At 65.6% G+C, this 17,403-nt stretch carries 19 protein-coding genes and 1 tRNA gene; 6 read left to right on the forward strand and 14 right to left on the reverse strand.

Annotated elements, in window-relative coordinates; genetic code table 11:
* The coding region (locus GXY47_16640) for a 2Fe-2S iron-sulfur cluster binding domain-containing protein (protein ID NLV32769.1) at positions 1-331 on the reverse strand (331 nt) is incomplete at its 3' end.
* 508 nt (positions 332-839) lie between these two features.
* Between GXY47_16640 and GXY47_16645 the strand changes: the two genes are divergently transcribed.
* A complete protein-coding gene (locus tag GXY47_16645; protein NLV32770.1) occupies positions 840-1,223 on the forward strand; it encodes a TerB family tellurite resistance protein in 384 nt (127 codons plus the stop codon).
* On the opposite strand, the gene GXY47_16650 is transcribed toward GXY47_16645, so the two are convergent.
* The 7 genes from GXY47_16650 to GXY47_16680 all read right to left on the reverse strand — a co-directional run bounded on the left by GXY47_16650 (position 1,220) and on the right by GXY47_16680 (position 6,103).
* Complete coding sequence (locus GXY47_16650) at positions 1,220-1,645, reverse strand: pyridoxamine 5'-phosphate oxidase family protein (GenBank protein ID NLV32771.1); 426 nt, start codon at positions 1,643-1,645, stop codon at positions 1,220-1,222. The two genes, GXY47_16645 and GXY47_16650, sit on opposite strands and share 4 nt — an antisense overlap.
* Positions 1,646-1,691: 46 nt before the next feature.
* Positions 1,692-2,249, reverse strand: coding sequence for a 2Fe-2S iron-sulfur cluster binding domain-containing protein (locus GXY47_16655; protein ID NLV32772.1), 558 nt, complete (start codon positions 2,247-2,249; stop codon positions 1,692-1,694).
* Between the two features lie 117 nt (positions 2,250-2,366).
* A complete protein-coding gene (locus tag GXY47_16660; GenBank protein ID NLV32773.1) occupies positions 2,367-3,407 on the reverse strand; it encodes a hypothetical protein in 1,041 nt (346 codons plus the stop codon).
* A gap of 45 nt (positions 3,408-3,452) precedes the next feature.
* On the reverse strand, positions 3,453-3,929 hold the full coding sequence (locus tag GXY47_16665; GenBank protein NLV32774.1) for a type II toxin-antitoxin system VapC family toxin: 477 nt from the start codon (positions 3,927-3,929) through the stop codon (positions 3,453-3,455).
* Positions 3,913-4,149: a type II toxin-antitoxin system prevent-host-death family antitoxin gene (locus tag GXY47_16670; protein NLV32775.1), complete on the reverse strand. Its 237-nt coding sequence runs from the start codon at positions 4,147-4,149 to the stop codon at positions 3,913-3,915. The genes GXY47_16665 and GXY47_16670 overlap by 17 nt, the downstream gene beginning before the upstream one ends.
* A gap of 79 nt (positions 4,150-4,228) precedes the next feature.
* Positions 4,229-4,302, reverse strand: a tRNA-Gln gene (locus tag GXY47_16675).
* Between the two features lie 64 nt (positions 4,303-4,366).
* Positions 4,367-6,103 carry a glutamine--tRNA ligase/YqeY domain fusion protein gene (locus tag GXY47_16680; protein ID NLV32776.1) on the reverse strand — a complete coding sequence of 579 codons (1,737 nt, stop codon included), beginning with the start codon at positions 6,101-6,103 and terminating at the stop codon, positions 4,367-4,369.
* Positions 6,104-6,451: 348 nt separating this feature from the next.
* On the opposite strand from GXY47_16680, the gene GXY47_16685 reads away from it, so the two are divergent.
* Positions 6,452-7,468: a tetratricopeptide repeat protein gene (locus tag GXY47_16685; GenBank protein NLV32777.1), complete on the forward strand. Its 1,017-nt coding sequence runs from the start codon at positions 6,452-6,454 to the stop codon at positions 7,466-7,468.
* A gap of 64 nt (positions 7,469-7,532) precedes the next feature.
* Here the strand turns inward: GXY47_16685 and GXY47_16690 are convergent, their stop codons facing one another.
* The 5 genes from GXY47_16690 to atpH are packed head-to-tail and all read right to left on the reverse strand — an operon-like array spanning position 7,533 to position 12,419.
* A complete protein-coding gene (locus tag GXY47_16690) occupies positions 7,533-7,961 on the reverse strand; it encodes a F0F1 ATP synthase subunit epsilon (protein NLV32778.1) in 429 nt (142 codons plus the stop codon).
* A 15-nt stretch (positions 7,962-7,976) separates the two neighbouring features.
* Positions 7,977-9,386: a F0F1 ATP synthase subunit beta gene (atpD, locus tag GXY47_16695; protein NLV32779.1), complete on the reverse strand. Its 1,410-nt coding sequence runs from the start codon at positions 9,384-9,386 to the stop codon at positions 7,977-7,979.
* A 40-nt stretch (positions 9,387-9,426) separates the two neighbouring features.
* Positions 9,427-10,278 (reverse strand): ATP synthase F1 subunit gamma, encoded by an 852-nt coding sequence (gene atpG, locus GXY47_16700; protein NLV32780.1) that lies wholly within the window; start codon positions 10,276-10,278, stop codon positions 9,427-9,429.
* Positions 10,279-10,288: 10 nt separating this feature from the next.
* Positions 10,289-11,812, reverse strand: coding sequence for a F0F1 ATP synthase subunit alpha (locus GXY47_16705; protein ID NLV32781.1), 1,524 nt, complete (start codon positions 11,810-11,812; stop codon positions 10,289-10,291).
* Between the two features lie 31 nt (positions 11,813-11,843).
* Positions 11,844-12,419: an ATP synthase F1 subunit delta gene (gene atpH, locus GXY47_16710; protein ID NLV32782.1), complete on the reverse strand. Its 576-nt coding sequence runs from the start codon at positions 12,417-12,419 to the stop codon at positions 11,844-11,846.
* A 179-nt stretch (positions 12,420-12,598) separates the two neighbouring features.
* On the opposite strand from atpH, the gene GXY47_16715 reads away from it, so the two are divergent.
* Both GXY47_16715 and GXY47_16720 read left to right on the forward strand, forming a co-directional pair.
* Positions 12,599-13,180 (forward strand): hypothetical protein, encoded by a 582-nt coding sequence (locus GXY47_16715; protein ID NLV32783.1) that lies wholly within the window; start codon positions 12,599-12,601, stop codon positions 13,178-13,180.
* A 157-nt stretch (positions 13,181-13,337) separates the two neighbouring features.
* Complete coding sequence (locus GXY47_16720; GenBank protein NLV32784.1) at positions 13,338-14,633, forward strand: DUF2029 domain-containing protein; 1,296 nt, start codon at positions 13,338-13,340, stop codon at positions 14,631-14,633.
* Here the strand turns inward: GXY47_16720 and folE are convergent.
* Positions 14,630-15,190: a GTP cyclohydrolase I FolE gene (gene folE, locus GXY47_16725; GenBank protein ID NLV32785.1), complete on the reverse strand. Its 561-nt coding sequence runs from the start codon at positions 15,188-15,190 to the stop codon at positions 14,630-14,632. The two genes, GXY47_16720 and folE, sit on opposite strands and share 4 nt — an antisense overlap.
* Positions 15,191-15,237: 47 nt before the next feature.
* On the opposite strand from folE, the gene GXY47_16730 reads away from it, so the two are divergent.
* Entirely contained in the window at positions 15,238-16,227 is a 990-nt protein-coding gene (locus GXY47_16730; protein ID NLV32786.1) for a YihY/virulence factor BrkB family protein, read from the forward strand.
* 30 nt (positions 16,228-16,257) lie between these two features.
* Positions 16,258-17,295 carry a tRNA preQ1(34) S-adenosylmethionine ribosyltransferase-isomerase QueA gene (queA, locus tag GXY47_16735; protein ID NLV32787.1) on the forward strand — a complete coding sequence of 346 codons (1,038 nt, stop codon included), beginning with the start codon at positions 16,258-16,260 and terminating at the stop codon, positions 17,293-17,295.
* Positions 17,296-17,403 lie beyond the last annotated feature (108 nt).

Here is a 17,403-nt window from a genome sequence, read left to right on the forward strand (position 1 = left end):
TCCCCTCGCATTCCACCGCCAGCGTCGTGCAGGAGAGCACCGCCCGGCCGTCGATGATGACGGTGCAGGAGCCGCAGGCCCCCCGGTCGCACATCTGCTTCGCCCCCGTGAGGCCGAGCTTGTACTGGAGCGTGCGCTGCAGCGTCCAGTGCGGCTCGATCAGGACTTCGCACTCCTTCCCGTTCACGTCGAGTTTCGTCGTCACCGGCAGCACCCGCCCGGGGTGGGCGGAGGCGAAGTGCCCCTGCAGGGCGGAAAAGGTGGCGAAATCGGCGCTGCAGACGGGGCAGCGGAATTGCGTCAGGGTCGTCGGCGCCACGGTCCCCGGCATCGAGGACGCCTCGGCCGCTCTCTTGCCCAGGGTCAGTCCGGCCCCCAGGGTGCCGCCGGTGACGACCACCCCCGCGCTCTTGAGGAAATTCCTGCGGTCGAGGCTTCCCCCTTCGCTCCTTTTGGTTTCTTCGTCAGCCATGGATACTCCTCCTTGAAATTATTGCCTGGTCGGGGGATCCCGGTTTCCGCCCTTCGCAGTTCGGGCGGTTGGGCGGCAGATCCGTCCAGATAGTGAATACTATGACACCCCCCTGGATGTTGCACCGGCTCCGAAATTATTCGTCTGGACCGCCACCCGTAAAAATGGCGCCGAACGGCCCCATTCTAGCCAAAGGGGGGGGCAAACGCCAGCGATTACGCACTCCCCGTGCCTTGCCGTACCATCTGACTCCGAAGACGGACCTTGTGTCAATCTAATTGCCGCCCGCCCCCCCCGTCGGTGGTAGACTGGAGCGGGCGCTTTCTTGGAGGCCGGCGGACGGGCTCCGCAGCCGGAAAGGATACCGATGGACATTCCGCTTGCGGAACGCGGGAACTACTACCGGGGGTTGCTGGTGCTGATCCGGAAGGACCGGGTCATCAGCGCCCGGGAACGGGACCTGATGATCCGGCTCGGGCAGGGGCTCGATTTCGACCCGCGCTTCTGCGAGGGGGTGATCGACGAGGTCCTGAAAAACCCCCATATCAAGAGCAAGCCGATGAAGTTCTCCGATCCCGGCATCGCCCGCCTCTTCGTCCGCGACGCCCTCATGATCGCCGGAATCGACGGCGAGATCCATCCCGATGAATGGACCTGGATACGAGCGGTCGCCAGGAAAAACGGGCTGACGGACCGGGAAATCGGGGACGGGGCGGGATCTCCCCCCCCCGTCGAACCGTTTCCAGGCTAGAATCGGACCCGGGGGATGCGGTCTTCCTTCATGCTGTCCCCCATCGTCCAGAAATAGGCCTCCCCGGTATGGATCTGGAACACGGCCAGCAGGGGGTTGTCCGGCTCGGTGATCCCGAAATTCTTCACGAAGGGGCGCTCCTCGATGCATTTCGCCCTCAGCCCCGGGTCATCGATGAACCGGACCCTGCCCGAGACCCTCATCACCCGGCTGAAGTCCGGCGCGTTGAAATAGGCCTCGACCTTCGGATTCTTCTCCAGCTGCCGGACCATCGCCTTGACCGTCTGCGCCTGGAAATAGAACCCGGTCTCGTCCGCGTACCACATGCCGAGGCAACGCACCCGGGGCTGGTCCCCCTCGACGGTAGCCAGGTAGCAGGTCTTGTTCTCGTTCGCAAAATCCGCGTATTCCTTCAGACTCATATTCCGCTCCTTGATAAGAGAGGCGAAAACGGGCGCCCGTGACGCCTCATTCTTCCCACAATTTCACGATCTTGTTCATCAGCCTCCCCCCCGGGCAGAACGACATGCACTTCATGTAGACGTCGTAGTCGAAATCCCTTCCCGGCGTGAGGTCGATGTCCCGGTGGATGCCCCTTCCCTTGAAATAGACGATGTCGCCCAATCGGGATTCCGCGCAGAACCTGACGCATTTCCCGCACAGGGCGCAGTCGGTGTTCTCGTTGCCGAACCTGTCCGCCTCGGCGCCGTACTCCTCCGCATATTCGCGCATGTTGGGCCAGGTCAGCTCGATGATCATCTTCCGGATCCTGTCGATCCGGCTGTTTCGGGTGCGGACCACCAGCCCCTGTTCGACTTCGTACAGGCAGGCCGCGACCAGCCTCTTTCTATCGCCCCTGGCGACCTCCACCATGCACAGCCTGCACCCCCCGTAGGGACGCAGGTTCTCGTCGTTGCAGTGGGTCGGGATCTCGATGCCGTTGGCCCTGGCCGCCTCGAGCAGGGTCGTCCCTCCGGCCGCCTCGATCGGCTTCCCGTCGATATCAAGGGTGACTGATTCCATCATTCCCTCCCATGCTTCAGATAAGCATAAGTGTCCCCGCCGAACATCCAAACAGAAAATCCCCCGGCGATCAAGGGAATGAAGGCCGGGGGGGGAAGGGCCGTCCGTGGCGGGGGCCGCCTATTCGATCGGCTCCAGCGGCCAGCCCATCGTCTGCGCCCGGGGGCCGACGATGGAGTGGATCAGGTCCACCTTGCCGTCTCTCATCCTGAACATGTGGCAATCCACCAGCCCGCTGCCGGTGGGGTTGTCCTTGCTCGCGGACGCTCCCCCGCCGAACATCATGAAGCCGATCGAAATCCCCTTTTCCGTATCCACCAGGACGCGCCGCGGACCGTGGTCCATGCTGACGCCGATCCGCTTCCTGAAAGTCACCGGCGAACAGTCATGGTCCTGTCCCGTCGTCAGGAAGCCGTTCTCCCAGCGGTCGCACACCTCGGCGAAGGGGACGCTGACCGTCGAGCCCTCCGCGAACAGGGCGAAATAATTGTTGGCCGCGTCCGCCAGCACCTTGCGCGGCGCGCGCTTCTCCGGGGGAAGGATGGTGTCCCAGTCCTGGTCCCTCGTGGCGAGGACGGCTTCGGGATTGAACATGAATTCGTTCTCCCGCGCCACGATGGTCTCCACCTCGCTGACCTTATCCTTCTCGACCTTGAGCCGGGCGGCGAACAGGATCGGCCGGACCGTCCCTTCCGCCGGTCTTGGCTTGGGCTTGGCCGTCGGGACACCCGGGGCGCCCATCGCGCCGCCGGCCCCGCCGGCCGGCATCCCCTTGGGCTTGGCCGTCGCGCCGCCCGGGGCGCCCATGCCGCCGCCGAAACCTCCCATGCCCGCCTCCCCCACCGTCTTCGAATCGAACGGCTCTTCGATGACGGCTATGACGGCCGCGGAGCATTTCGCGGTATCGATCAGGGTCCGCCGGAGCAGGGGCTTGCCCGCCGTCCGCCAGAATCCTTCCCCGGCGTTTTTGGTCACACCGTTCTCGGTGAACCGGGCCCCCTCCGCGAGCGGCAGCATCGATGCGGAGTGCGCCGCAAGCGATTCAAAATACCTATCCACCGTGTCTTCGAGCTGTCCGCGCGAACAGTCGGCCAAGGCATTGGACAGGCTTCCGAAAACCAGCAGCGTAAGAGCGATCATCCACGACACCCTGAATTTCATCCTCGAATCCTCCCGATCGTCATTGCTTTAATTGCTTCAGACACATTACCGAGGCAGAGAGTTCAATCCTATCCTGAGCGCCGCCTGCGCCAGACGCAGATCGTACGTGACGATGGCCGACGCTCCCGATAGGCTCGCAAGGGCGAGGTGGAGAGCGTCGGCCGCCCGCAAGGGAACATCGTCAACTGCCAGCAGAAACCTCTCGGCTTCGCGATGGACTTCCGGCATCAGGTCACTTTTTATGTAGAGCCCGTCCCCGATATCGGCCGAAATCTTCCGGTGTAGGCGCACGCAGGACACAGCGGCAAGGCTTCCCTCGCGGCGCCGGCGGGAGATGGCGGAGACGATTTCGGTGATGGCCAGATCCGAGACCACGAGATCGCGCCGTCCCCGAACGGCCGCATCCAGGAGGTCACTTCCCGGTTCGGGCAGGTAGAGTTTGGCCAGTGCGCTGGCATCCAGATATAACGGGCCGATCCAATCCCCTTCTGAAGGATGGACGGAATCAGAGACGGTCTTCACGATCCTCACAGACGGCTGAAGATAAAGGCGGGCTCAAGGCGGGCATCGATCGCCGGAACGCTGCCCGGCCAGGGAACGCCCGGGCACTGGACGCCTCCGCAGGCACCAGCCGGGCCACCGGCTTGCCTCGGTCGGTGATCAACACTTCCCTTCCCTTACGCACCATCTCGATAAGCTCCGAGATGCTCTGACGCGCTTCCCTGATTCCGGCCCTTTTCATGATGCGATTGTGCTACATGTAGCACAATCTGTCAATCGCCTGCGTGTGCGGTTCCATTAAAAGAAGAGGGGGGGGATTTTGGCTGGGAGACAGGGATTCGAACCCCGATCAGATGGTCCAGAGCCACCCGTCTTACCATTAGACGATCTCCCAGCCCTGTCGACATTGTAGGAAAAGCGCCCCCGGGATTCAAGCCCAAAGCGCGCCCCCCGCCCGATCAGGCGGACGCCTTCCTGACGATCTTGGCCCAGGCGTCCCTCAGCGTCACCGTGCGGTTATATACCGGCTTCCCCGGCCTGGAGTCGGGGTCCATGCAGAAGTAGCCGAGGCGCTCGAACTGGCAGCCGTCCCCGGGCCGGGCCGCCCCGAGGGACGCCTCGAGCCGGCAGCCGTCGAGGATTTCGAGCGAACCGGGGTTCAGGTGCGCCTTGAAATCCTTCCCTTCCTTGTCGTCGGCCGGGTTTTCGACCGAAAAGAGCCGGTCGTAGAGCCGGACCTCGGCCGGGAGGGAGTGGGCGGCCGAGACCCAGTGCAGCGTCGCCTTCGCCCGGGGCAGGTCTTCCGCCTCCCCGCGGGGATAGTACCGGCAGTGGACCTCCACGATCTCCCCCTTCTCGTCCTTGACCACGCCGGTGCAGGTGACGAGGCAGGCGTAGCGCAACCGCACCGTCCGGCCCGGGGCCAGGCGGAAAAACTTCTTGGGAGGATCCTCCATGAAGTCCTCCCTCTCGATCAGGAGTTCGCGCGAAAACGCCACCTCCCGCGTGCCCGATGAGGCGTCCTCCGGGTTATTGACCGCCTGCATCATTTCCACCTTCCCCTCGGGGTAGTTGTCGATGACGAGGCGCAGCGGGCGCAGCACCGCCATGACCCGGGGGGCGCGGGCGTTCAGGTCTTCCCTCAGGGAGTGTTCGAGCAGCGCCACGTCCACCACGCCGTCTCGCTTGCCCACGCCGATCCGCTCGCAGAAGTTCCGGATCGATTCCGGCGTGTACCCCCGCCGCCGCAGCCCGCACAGGGTGGGCATCCGCGGGTCGTCCCAGCCGCGGACCAGCCCCTCCTTCACCAGTTGGAGAAGCTTGCGCTTGCTCATGACGGTATAGTTGAGGTTGAGGCGCGCGAATTCGATCTGCCGGGAGCGGAAGGGGAGCCCGAGGGCCTCCTGGAACCAGTCGTACAAGGGCCGGTGATCCTCGAACTCGAGCGTGCAGATCGAGTGGGTGATCCCTTCGAAGGAATCGGACAGGGAGTGGGCGAAGTCGTACATCGGGTAGATGCACCACGCCTCCCCCGTCCGGTGGTGGCCCACCCGGCGGATCCGGTAGATCGTGGGGTCGCGCATGTTCAGGTTCGGCGACGCCATGTCGATCCTGGCCCGCAGCACGTGGCTCCCGTCCTCGAACCCGCCCGCGCGCATCCTGCGGAACAGGTCGAGGTTCTCCTCCACGGAACGGTCGCGGTAGGGGCTCTCCTTCCCGGGCTCCGTAAGGGTCCCCCGGTAGGAGCGGATCTCTTCCGCCGTCAGGCTGTCGACGTAGGCCTTCCCCCTCCGGATCAGCTCCAGGGCGCATTCGTAGAGCCGCTCGAAGTAGTCCGAGGCATAGTAGAGGCGGTCGCCCCATTCGAACCCGAGCCAGCGGACATCCTCCTGGATCGATTCCACGTACTCCACGTCCTCTTTCGCGGGGTTGGTGTCGTCGAAGCGCAGGTTGCAGCTGCCGCCGAACTCGGCCGCGATGCCGAAGTTCAGGCAGATGGCCTTGGCATGCCCGATATGGAGGTACCCGTTCGGCTCCGGGGGAAATCGCGTGCACACCTTTCCCCCGTTTTTCCCCGCTCCGATGTCATCCCTGACCGCCGCCCGAACGAAATCGACCGGCTGCCCGGACCCGGTTTCACCTTCCGGCCCGCCGGCGTCCCGCCCGGGGCCCTCACTGTCGTGGCTCGATTCCATGATGTCTCCGATGCCCCCCGGCCCGAAGCCGGAATGAAAGCCCGAATCATACCATAATCGGACCCCTTTTCAGGAAAGTCGGGGTGACACCGAAATTCTCTCGACGATGAAGCCTAAACTATGATTTAATTCGCGTTTGGGGTTGGCGGCCGGCGGGCTCCGATAAATCCCGGAGGCTCCGTCCTTTGCATGCGCCTGAAACTTTCGGGGAGTGCGCGGCATCTAAGACAGGGGAGGAGATCCCGTTGGCGTCTGTCTGCGGATTGTGGCGGGCACCCCGAGCTTCTAAGGATTTAGTACGAATCAAGCGGGAGAACCGCCAGGCAGAATCAGGAGGGGGAAACATTGATGGAACGTACCGGCAAGACCTTTTTTGCAGCCTTTCTCGCGGCGGCTGTGACTTTCTTCGTCATCGGCGGCGGCACCTCGTTCGCCGCATTGCAGGACCAGGCCGAGGAAGAGGAGACGGAGTACACCGAAGAGGAATACAACGCCTGGGCGGAGGCCGACAAGGAGCCCGACCCGCTCAAGCGGGGGGCGATGCTCCTGGCTTTCGTGGACAAATACCCGGAATCCAAGCTCATGCCCTACATCAACTCCTCCTATGAGCGCCTCCTCTTCGAAACCTCCGAAGCGGAGAAGTACAGCGAGCTCGAGGTCCTGGCGGAGCAGTGGAGCGAGCTCCGGCCGGGCCAGCTGCAGACCCTGGCCTACCTGGCGAAGGCGACCGAGATCCTCGGGCACGACCAGAAGTGCGTCGAGTGCTACGAGAAAATCTACAAGCTGCGCCCCACGGGCGGCATCGCCTACCAGATCGCAAGGCTCTACAAGAAGATGGGCAACGACGACAAGTACCTGGAATGGGCCGACTCGGTCATGATGTACCCGGAATATGAAACCGACTTCCGGCTGCGCTACGAGATCATGCAGTTCCACGCGGCCAAGAACGACATCGCCAAGGCCGACGCCTTCGCCCGGGAAACGATCAAGGCGGCCGACCTGGTGAAGGAACCCGGGGAGGACACCCGGAAACACCTGGCCGTGGCGCGCCACGACGCCTACCACGTGATCGGGGTCCACCTCTACGACCAGAACCAGTTCGACGAAGCCATCGACGCCTTCCGCAAGGCGATCGAGGCCGAGCGGTACGCCGAGGGCTATTACTGGATCGGCATGTGCGAGTGGGAAAAGAAGATGGTGGACGAGGCGATCGAATCCTTCGCCAAGGCCGAAGTCCTCGGCGGCGACACCGCCCCCAAGGCCAAGGAGAGACTGGAGCAGCTGTACAAGGCGCTCCACAACGACACCACCATCGGCATCGAAAAGGTTTACCGGAGGGCCCGGGAGGAACTGGGGATCGAGTAGGAACTCCGGGACGGATCGGAAGCCGCCGGCGAGGGGCCATCCTCCGCCGGCGGCTTTTTTCATGTCAGGGACGCGGCCTCCGGACCATCCGGTGCGCCGCGTTGAGCCTGGAAATCGCCTGCATCAGCGCCAGCTCCGCGCCCCGGAAATCGGTCCCGGGGTCGGTGGACGCCAGCATCTTCTCTGCGCGCGCCTTGGCCTCCTCGGCCCGCCTGACGTCGATGTCGGACGCCATCTCCGCCGTCTGCGCCAGCAGCACCACGCGGCCGGGGAGCACCTCCAGGAAACCCCAGGAACAGAACATGTAGTCGGTGCCGTCGCCGGTCCGGATGGAGATCTCGCCGATCCCCAGTTCCGCCAGCAGGGGCGCATGCCCCGGCAGGATCCCCATGTACCCCTGCCGGGCCGGGACCACGACGGAGTCGACGTCGCCGCTGTAGACCTGCCCGTCGGGCGTGACCACTTCCAGATGAATCGTATCGGGCAATGACATGGTTCCCCCGCGCCGTCAGGCGGCGTCGATCTGTTTGGCCTTTTCGAGGACCTCGTCGATGCCGCCGACCATGTAAAACGCCTGCTCGGGGACGTGGTCGTACTTCCCTTCGCAGATCCCCCGGAAGCCCTCGATGCTCTCCTTGACCGGGAGGTACTTTCCCGGGATCCCGGTGAACTGCTCGGCGACGAAGAAGGGCTGGGACAGGAACTTCTGGATCTTGCGCGCCCGGCTGACGGTCAGCTTGTCGTCCTCGCCGAGCTCGTCGATCCCCAGGATGGCGATGATGTCCTGCAGGTCCTTGTAGCGCTGCAGGATCCGCTTCACCTCGCGCGCGACGCCGTAATGGTCCTCCCCGATGATGCGGGGGTCCAGGATCCTCGAGGTCGACGCCAGCGGGTCGACCGCGGGATAGATCCCCAGTTCCACGATCCGCCGCTCGAGGTTGGTCGTGGCATCGAGGTGGGCGAAGGTGGTCGCCGGGGCCGGGTCGGTGTAGTCGTCGGCCGGCACGTAGATCGCCTGGATGGAGGTGATGGAACCGTGGCGGGTGGAGGTGATCCGCTCCTGCAGCTCCCCCATTTCCGTGGCCAGGTTGGGCTGGTACCCCACGGCCGAGGGCATGCGCCCGAGGAGCGCGGAGACTTCGGACCCCGCCTGGGTGAAGCGGAAGATGTTGTCGATGAAGAGGAGCACGTCCTGGTGCTCCTCGTCGCGGAAGAACTCGGCCACCGTCAGGCCCGTCAGCCCTACGCGCAGCCGCGCTCCCGGCGGCTCCGTCATCTGGCCGTAGATCAGGGCCGCCTTCTCGATGACGCCCGACTCCTTCATCTCGAGCCAGAGGTCGTTCCCCTCGCGCGTGCGCTCCCCCACCCCGGCGAATACCGAAAAGCCCCCGTGGTGCAGGGCGATCCGGTGGATCATCTCCATGATCACCACCGTCTTGCCGACGCCGGCGCCCCCGAACAGCCCGATCTTCCCCCCCAGGACGTACGGCTCCAGCAGGTCGATGACCTTGATCCCGGTCTCGAGCATCCGCGTTTCGGTGCTCTGGTCGTCGAAGCTCGGGGCGGGGCGATGGATGGGGTAGCGTTTCACGGCCTCGATCGGCCCCTTCTCGTCGACCGGCTCGCCGATCACGTTCATCACGCGCCCCAGCGTCTCCTTCCCGACCGGCACGGTGATCGGCTCCCCGGTGTCGGTCGCCTTCATGCCGCGCACCAGCCCGTCGGTGGGCTGCATGCCGACGCAGCGGACCCGGCTCTCGCCGAGGTGCTGCTGGACTTCGGTCGTCACGCGCCTGGCCCGGCCGCCCGCGTCCCCCTCGACGACGACGCAGTTGTGGATCGAGGGGAGGTGCCCCTCCTCGAACTGGCAGTCCACCACCGGACCGATGATCTGAACCACTTTCCCGACCTGTGCCATTCCCGTTTCTCCTTCGATCCGCGCCGCGCGCGGGCTCCGCCTACCGGCTGGCGCCGCTGACGACCTCGATGAGTTCATTGGTGATTCCCGCCTGCCGCACCTTGTTGGCGTACAGCGTCAGGCCTTCGATCATCTCGGCGGCGTTGTTGGTCGCCGCTTCCATCGCCGCCATGCGCGCCCCCTGTTCGCTCGCCGCCGCCTCCAGCATCGCCCGGTAGACCTGCGCCTCGACGTGGCGGGGGAGGAGGCGGGAGAAGATGCGCTCGGGCGCCTCGTCGTAGATGTACTCCAGGCGGCCGGCTTCGTCGGCGCTTTCGATGCGCGGAATCGGCAGGAGCGGCTCCACGACCACCTGCTGGCTCACCACCGATTTGAACTCGTTGTAGACGAGCCAGACCTGGTCCTTGCGCCCCGAGGTGAACTCCTCGATGAGGTCCCGGGCGATGGCGGCCGCGTCGGCGAAGGTCGGCTGCTGCAGGACGCCGACGGCCTCGTGCCGGACCGCGTAGGGGCGCCGGCGGAAGAAATCGCGCGCGCGCTTCCCCAGGATGTTCAGTTCGACCTTGCGGCCGGAGTGAGCGTTCAGGAACTCCAGCGCCTGGCGGATGATGTTGGTGTTGTAGGCCCCGCACAGCCCCCGGTCGGCCGTGATCACCACGAGTTCGATCGTCTCGTCCCCGCGGCGGGCCAGCAGCGGGTGCGAGTGCTCCGGCACCCTGGCGGCGAGGCTCTCGAGCACCTCGGTCATCCGCCGCGCGTAGGGGCGGGCGGCGATCACCCGTTCCTGCGCCTTGCGCAGCCGGGCGGCCGAAACGAACTTCATGGCCCGGGTGATCTGCTGGATGTTCCGGGCGCTGCGGATGCGGCGGCGGATGTCGCGAATGTTGGCCATGGGCTCCGCCCTACGCCGCGCCCTGCGCGGCCGTGAATTTCTCCTTGAACTGCCGGAGCGCCTCCTCCAGTTCGCCCTTGAGGCCGTCACTGAGGGCCTTCTCCGCCTCGAGCTTCTCCATGAGCGGTTTTTTCGACGACTCCATGAACCGGAGCATCTCCTCGAGGAAATCGTGCACGGCCTCCACCTTCAGGCTGTCGGTGAACCCCCGGGTGCCGGCGTAGATCGACACCACCTGCTCGATGACGCCCAGCGGCCGGTACTGGTCCTGCTTCAGGATCTCCGTCAGCCGTTCCCCGCGCGCCAGCTGGGCCTGGGTCGCCTTGTCCAGGTCGGACCCGAACTGCGCGAAGGCGGCCAGCTCGCGGTACTGCGCCAGTTCCAGGCGCAGGGTGCCCGCCACCTGCTTCATCGCCTTGATCTGGGCGTTCCCGCCGACCCGGCTCACGGAGTTGCCCACGTGGATCGCCGGGCGGATGCCGGCGTGGAACAGGTCGGACTCCAGGAAGATCTGCCCGTCGGTGATCGAGATGACGTTGGTCGGGATGTAGCCGGAAATATCCCCCGCCTGGGTCTCGATGATGGGGAGCGCCGTGAGGGTGCCCCCCCCCTTTTCGGCGTTCATCTTCGCCGCCCGCTCCAGCAGCCGCGAGTGGAGGTAGAAGACGTCGCCCGGGTAGGCTTCCCGCCCCGGCGGCCGCCGCAGCAGCAGGGAGATCTCCCGGTAGGCGGCCGCGTGCTTGGACAGGTCGTCGTAGATGACGAGCGCGTGCCTCCCGCGGTCGCGGAAATACTCCCCCATGGTGCAGCCCGAATAGGGGGCGATGTACTGCATGGTCGCGGGGTCGGAAGCCGAGGCCGACACGACGATGGTCCTGTCCATCACCCCGGAATCGGTCAGCGTCTTCACCACCTGCGCCACCGTGGAGCGCTTCTGCCCGATCGCGACGTAGATGCAGACGACGTCGGTGTTCTTCTGGTTGATGATCGTGTCGACCGCGATGGCCGTCTTCCCCGTCTGGCGGTCGCCGATGATGAGTTCCCGCTGCCCCCGGCCGATGGGGATCATGGAGTCGATGGCCTTGAGCCCCGTCTGGAGCGGCTCCTTGACCGGCTGGCGGTCGACCACCCCGGGCGCCACGCGCTCGATGTTGACGTATTCGTCGCTGTCGACGGGCCCCCGCTCGTCGACCGGCTCCCCCAGGGCGTTGACCACCCGGCCCACCAGGGCTTCGCCCACCGGCACCGACATGATCCGCCCGGTCCGCTTGACGGCGTCCCCCTCGCCTATGCGCGTATGCTCGCCGAAGAGGACCGTCCCGACGTTGTCCTCCTCGAGGTTGAGCGCGATCCCCTTGACCCCGTGGGGGAACTCGAGCAGCTCGCCCGCCATCACGTTGTCCAGCCCGTCGACGCGCGCGATGCCGTCGCCGACGCTGATCACCGTCCCGACCTCGTTGACCGTCACGCCCGCCCGGTAGTCGCGGATCTGCTCCCTCAGGATCCTGCTTATCTCATCAGCCTTGATTTCCATGCCCCATTCCCTCTCTGCGAGCCGTGCGGGTTCAGTCCTGCCGCGCCTCCGGCGCGCGCTCCGGCCGCGCATCGGCCAGGCGCCGCTTCACCTCCGCGAGCCGGGTCCGGATCGAACCGTCGAAGACGGTGCTCCCGATCTCGACGACGCATCCTCCAATCAAATCCGGGTCGGTACGGGGTTCGACCTGGACGCGGGCGCCCGTGAAGCGGGACAGGCCGGCCTCCACCATTTTCAGTTCCGGCTCCCCGAGCCGCGCGGCCGACGTCACCCGGGCGCGTACCACCCCCCTGCGCGCATCGACCGCCTTCCCGAACGCATCCAGTATGGGTGAAAAATGACGCATCCGGTTGTTCTGGAGCAGAACGCGCAAAAAATTGGCCGCCACCGGGCTGACGGGATAGCGCTCGAGCAGCCCCTCGAGCAGCCTCCCCTTGGCCTCGCGCGCCACGGCGGGGGAATCGAAGGTTTCGAGGACGTCCGGCACGGCGGCGAAGATCTCCCGGAAGCGCTCGAGGTCCTCGAGCACCCGCGCCTCCACCCTCTCCTCAAACACGACATCGGCCAGCGACCTGGCGTACCTTCCGGCAACCGCAGAGGAAATCACCCGTTTTCTCCCGACATAAACCGTTTACGCTATCACAGGCGTACCCGGGCGTCAAGAATGATCGCCCGCCGGAAAACCCGCATAGCCAAATACGTCAACAAATTAGACGCACCCCTTCCCCGACGGGGCGCCAGGGAGTAGACTGGCGTAAAGGGCCCGTGCGCACGGGGGGACGCTTCATGAAAATCGCCGTCTGGGTTTTGTCCGCCGCCCTGGCAACGGCAGCATCGGCAGGGGAAAAACGCTCCGATTTGGGCGGGACCTGGGTCCTCGTCCCCGAAAAGAGCGAGATGGAGCAGGTGAGGCCGGGATTGCGCAACCTCCGGGTTACCGGGGGGCCCGTCACCACCACCGGGAGCGCCCCGGAGCCGCTCCCCGATCCCTCCCCCGCCGGCCTCATCACCGACCTGCGCCTCGAGATCACCCAGGCGGAGGACCGGATCCGGGTGGTGCGCCGCTTCACCCTCGAGGGCAGGATGGGCCTCGTCACCCAGGAGTTCACCTTCGACGGCGGCCGCTGCCTCAATGTCGCCTCCGACGGCCGCGGCGAGTTCGCCTCCCGCTCGGAATGGAAGAAGGGAAAACTCCTCAACTCCGGGACCCAGACGATCGCGGACGGGCCCGTGCGGGAGGAGCACAACGTCCGGGAGGAATTCTCCCTCTCCCGGAACCGCAAGACCCTGACCGTCAAGACCCTGATCGCCACCCCCCGGGGACTGGTCAAGCTGAAACAGGTCTTCGCGCCCGATCCCCAACCCTGAGCGATGTCCCTGGACCCCAGGGACCGGTTCCTGCCCATCGTTCCCGGTTTCGTCGAGGGTGACCTCGTTGTGCGGGCAGGGCGCACCGCCTCCTGACGTTCGGAACCATCGTTGAAAACCGTCGGCATTCCGTGGGTGGTTACAGTATATTGACCCGGTGCGGAAGCGGCTGTGGGAACTCGGGGGGATCGGGGCGGCGCAGGGAGCGGCCTGGGTCGGGGTCTGTTCGCTCGGGCCGTTGCGGGAGAACACGGCGGCTTTTCTGATTCTGGTTTTTGTCGCCTCCGGTTTGGGGCTCCTGGCGTTTTTCCGCTTTCCCGAAGGGGTGCGCCATGCCCAGGCGCTGGTGCTCGGGTTCGCCCTCCTCTTCCGCCTCATCGTGCTCCCCGCGCCCCCGTCCCAGAGCGAAGATGTCTACCGCTACCTGTGGGACGCGCGCATCGCCGCGATGGGGGTCGACCCCTACGCGTACCCCCCCGACGCGCCGGAGCTCGTGCCTTACCGGGATGAAACCATCTACCCGATGATCAACTCCAAGCCGTACGTCACGGCCTACCCTCCCCTGTCGCAGGTACTGTTCCGCATCTCCTGGGGGCTGTTCGGACCGAGCGTGACGGCCATGAAGGCCCTCTTCGCCCTCTGCGAGTTTCTGGCTTTGCTCGTGACGTGGAGGCTGCTGATCCTGTGGGGGCGGCCGCTCCGGTTTCTCCTCCTCGCGGCCTGGAACCCGTTTTTCATCTTCGAGTTCGCCCACTCCGGACATTCCGACAGCGCGATGATGCTCCTGATCCTGCTGTCGGTGTGGGCGCTCGCGCGCGGGAAGAAAGCGTGGGCGATGGCGGGTTACGCGGGGGCCGTGCTGGCCAAGCTCCACCCGGCGCTCTGGTTTCCGCTCTATTGGCGCCGCGCGGGGTGGAAGGCGCAGGCGGCCGGAATCGGGGCGGGGATCGGGCTCGTGCTGGTCTATTTCAACGTGGAGTCGCTCGGGCGCTACCTCTCCTCGCTCGGCCTCTATTTCCGGCTCTTCGAGTTCAACGCCTCCGTCCACTACCTCGTCCGGTTCGTGGGGCGCGCCGCCTTCGACCAGTCCTGGGACAAGCTCATCGGCCCCTGGCTCGCGGCGCTGCTGGTGGCGGTCGCGGCCGGCGTCTACCTGAAATTCCCGCAGCGGGACGCCCGCGATCTCCTTCACGCCGGTTTCTGGCTGATGACGGCCGACCTCTGCCTGGCCACCACCGTGCACCCGTGGTACCTCTCCTGGGCGGCGCTGGCCCTCCCCTTTTTCCCCTACGCCTTCATGATCTACTGGACCGCGGCGGCGTTTCTGTCCTACGCCGCCTACGCCTTCCACCCCGTCCACGAGCCGGCCTGGGCGCTGCTGGTCGAGTACGTCCCCATGTACGCCCTGATGGCGTGGGAGATCCGCCGGGGGCGCCCCGCGCTCCTCCGCTAACCGTTCCGGTGCCCGTTCTTGAAGACGAGGTCGAGGAACTCCATCCGGGTCTCCACCGACTTGCGGAAGGTGCCGCGCATCGAGCTGGTGGTGGCGCGCGAGTTCTGCTTCTGCACCCCCCGCATCATCATGCACATGTGCTGCGCCTCGATGATGACGCCGACCCCGAGGGGCTTGATCGTGTCCTCGATGGTCTTGGCGATCTGGGTGGTCAGCCGCTCCTGGACCTGCAGCCGCCGGCTGTAGATCTCGATGAGGCGCGCGATCTTGCTGATGCCGATGACCTTCTTGTCGGGCAGGTAGCCCACGTGGCATTTCCCGAAGAAGGGGAGGACGTGGTGCTCGCACATGCTGTAAAAGTCGATGTTCGACACCACCACCATCTCGTCGTACTGGACCTCGAACAGCGCGTTGTTGAGCACCTCTTCCGGCTTCTGGCCGTAGCCGCTGGTCAGGAAACGGAGCGCCTGTTCCATGCGCCGCGGCGTCCCCTGCAGGCCCTCGCGGTTCGGGTCCTCCCCGAGTTCCACCAGCATCTTCTCTATCAAGTCCTGCATCTGTCCCCCGCGCGGCCTCGTTCGGGCCGCATGACAGCCGCGGGACCATGGACACCCGTCGCGCACCCCCGCGGCAAAACCTGAAAGTGTACCACATCGAACGGGCGGCGGCCTATTGTACTTCCACGGCGGGGTGCTATACACTCTCAGCCATGGAATCGAGGATCCGCTATTTCCGGCAGATGGGGCGATCGTTTGCCTCGGTCGGCCGCATGATGCTGCGGCACGAGGCGCCCCGGGACGCCGCGGGGATTTCCTATTTCACCCTGCTGGCCCTCTTTCCCGCCATCCTGGTCATCATCACCCTGGCCGACACCTTCCTGGGGTGGCTCGACCTTCATAATTTCGTCATCCAGAGCATCGTCGACCTCTTCCCCGGGTCGCACCAGTTCCTCACCTCCAACCTCGAGGAGATCGTCGCCCCCTCCACACCCGTCCTCGTCGGCTGCATCGTGGTGGTGGTCTGGGCCTCCTCCTGGATTTTCACCTTCATCGAGAGCTCCATCAACCGCGCCTGGGACATCCCCAACCAGCGCACCTTCTGGGAGAGCCGGCTGCGCACCTTCCTGCTGATGGCCATGGGGGGGATCAGCCTGCTGAGTTCGGCCGCCATCACCGCCTTCATCAGCGCCGCCCGGGTCCGGGCGGCCGCCCATATCGCCGTCTCCGAACAGGCGTCCTACATTCTCGGCTGGTTCTGGTACTTCGTCCTGCTCGGGGCGGGGCTGCTGCTGGCCGTGCTCGTCTTCGCCTCGGTGTTCAAATGGACCCCGCACTGCAAGGTTTTCTGGAAGGAGGCTTTCTCGGGGGCCCTGGTCTCCACCGTCCTCTGGGAAATCGGCAGCATGATTTTTTTGAAGGTGGTCCCGTTCTTCGACTACCAGCGGGTGTACGGCCGGATGGGGGCCGTCATCGCCCTGCTGGCCTGGGTCTACACGTCCAACCTGATCCTGCTCTACGGCGCCAATTTCTCCGCCCAGTTCCACTGGATCGGGGTCAGCGTATCGGGCTCCGCCATTGTTTCACCAAGGAAATAGCGGGGGCTCCCCTCGCCTGACGGCACTCCCATGAGACTCGACGATTTCGACTTCGATTTGCCCGACCGCCTGATCGCCCAGCACCCCGCCGCCGAGCGGGACCGGTCCCGCATGATGGTCCTGTGGCGCGACAGCGGGAGGCGGGAACACCTCCGGTTCCGCGACCTGCCCGACCTCCTGGGCCCCGGGCATTTTCTGGTCGTCAACAACACCCGGGTGTTCCCCGCCCGCCAGCGGGCCTCCCGCCCCGGGAAAGCGGAGGAGATCGAGGTCCTGCTGCTGGAGGAGGTACGGCCGGGGGACTGGCTGGCCCTGGTCAAGCCCGGGCGCAAGGCCCCGCCGGGGCAGGAACTGAGGATCGGCCCCCTTTCCGTCCGCGTCCTGGAGGTGGCGGCCTCCGGCGGGAGGGTGCTGCGTTTTGACCGGGCCGAAGGGGTGCGGGACGTGCTGGAGCGGATCGGGGAGCCCCCGCTCCCCCCCTATATCCGGAGGGAACGGCACGGCGACCTGGCCGCGGACCGGCTCCGGTACCAGACCGTTTACGCCGACCGGAGCGGGTCGGTGGCCGCGCCGACGGCGGGCCTGCATTTCACCCCGGAGGTCCTCGACCGCCTCGCGGCCGGGGGGGTGCCCGTCTGCGAACTCCTCCTGCACGTGGGCTACGGAACCTTCAAGCCGGTGCGGAGCGAGATCGTGGAAGAGCACCGGATGGAGCCGGAGTACTACAGCATCGACGCCGCCACCGCCGGCCGGATCCGCGCCTACAAGGCGGAGGGGCGCCGCCTGGTAGCGGTCGGCACCACCTCCACGCGATGCCTGGAATACCTGGCCCGGCGGGAGGAGCCGCTCGGGGGAGAGTCCTCGGGGTACTGCAACCTTTTCATTTACCCCGGCTTCGAGTTCAGGATGATCGACGGGCTGATCACCAATTTTCACCTCCCCCGCTCCACCCTCTTCATGCTGGTCTGTGCCTTCGCCGGCAGGGAGCGGATGCTCGACTGCTACCGCGAGGCGATAGCCGCCGAGTACCGGTTTTACAGCTACGGCGACTGCATGCTGATCCTTTAGGAGGTGAAGGTTGCTGTTGATCCCTTTCCCCGTCTGTGGCTAAATGGCTGGCAGCGCTTGAAAAGGAAAGAGGACCGAAATAACGCGCAACCGCCGACGTAGTTCTTA

It is taken from the genome of Acidobacteriota bacterium (assembly GCA_012729555.1).
Taxonomy (GTDB): domain Bacteria; phylum Acidobacteriota; class UBA6911; order UBA6911; family UBA6911; genus UBA6911.

Bases quoted from the DNA above. Each gene is read 5' to 3' on its own strand.
- GXY47_16645 (NLV32770.1), top strand. From the start codon at position 840: ATGGACATTCCGCTTGCGGAACGCGGGAACTACTACCGGGGGTTGCTG.
- GXY47_16650 (NLV32771.1), bottom strand. From the start codon at position 1,645: ATGAGTCTGAAGGAATACGCGGATTTTGCGAACGAGAACAAGACCTGC.
- GXY47_16655 (NLV32772.1), bottom strand. From the start codon at position 2,249: ATGATGGAATCAGTCACCCTTGATATCGACGGGAAGCCGATCGAGGCG.
- GXY47_16660 (NLV32773.1), bottom strand. From the start codon at position 3,407: ATGAAATTCAGGGTGTCGTGGATGATCGCTCTTACGCTGCTGGTTTTC.
- GXY47_16670 (NLV32775.1), bottom strand. From the start codon at position 4,149: ATGAAAAGGGCCGGAATCAGGGAAGCGCGTCAGAGCATCTCGGAGCTT.
- GXY47_16680 (NLV32776.1), bottom strand. From the start codon at position 6,103: ATGGAATCGAGCCACGACAGTGAGGGCCCCGGGCGGGACGCCGGCGGG.
- GXY47_16685 (NLV32777.1), top strand. From the start codon at position 6,452: ATGGAACGTACCGGCAAGACCTTTTTTGCAGCCTTTCTCGCGGCGGCT.
- GXY47_16690 (NLV32778.1), bottom strand. From the start codon at position 7,961: ATGTCATTGCCCGATACGATTCATCTGGAAGTGGTCACGCCCGACGGG.
- atpD (NLV32779.1), bottom strand. From the start codon at position 9,386: ATGGCACAGGTCGGGAAAGTGGTTCAGATCATCGGTCCGGTGGTGGAC.
- atpG (NLV32780.1), bottom strand. From the start codon at position 10,278: ATGGCCAACATTCGCGACATCCGCCGCCGCATCCGCAGCGCCCGGAAC.
- GXY47_16705 (NLV32781.1), bottom strand. From the start codon at position 11,812: ATGGAAATCAAGGCTGATGAGATAAGCAGGATCCTGAGGGAGCAGATC.
- GXY47_16715 (NLV32783.1), top strand. From the start codon at position 12,599: ATGAAAATCGCCGTCTGGGTTTTGTCCGCCGCCCTGGCAACGGCAGCA.
- folE (NLV32785.1), bottom strand. From the start codon at position 15,190: ATGCAGGACTTGATAGAGAAGATGCTGGTGGAACTCGGGGAGGACCCG.
- GXY47_16730 (NLV32786.1), top strand. From the start codon at position 15,238: ATGGACACCCGTCGCGCACCCCCGCGGCAAAACCTGAAAGTGTACCAC.
- queA (NLV32787.1), top strand. From the start codon at position 16,258: ATGAGACTCGACGATTTCGACTTCGATTTGCCCGACCGCCTGATCGCC.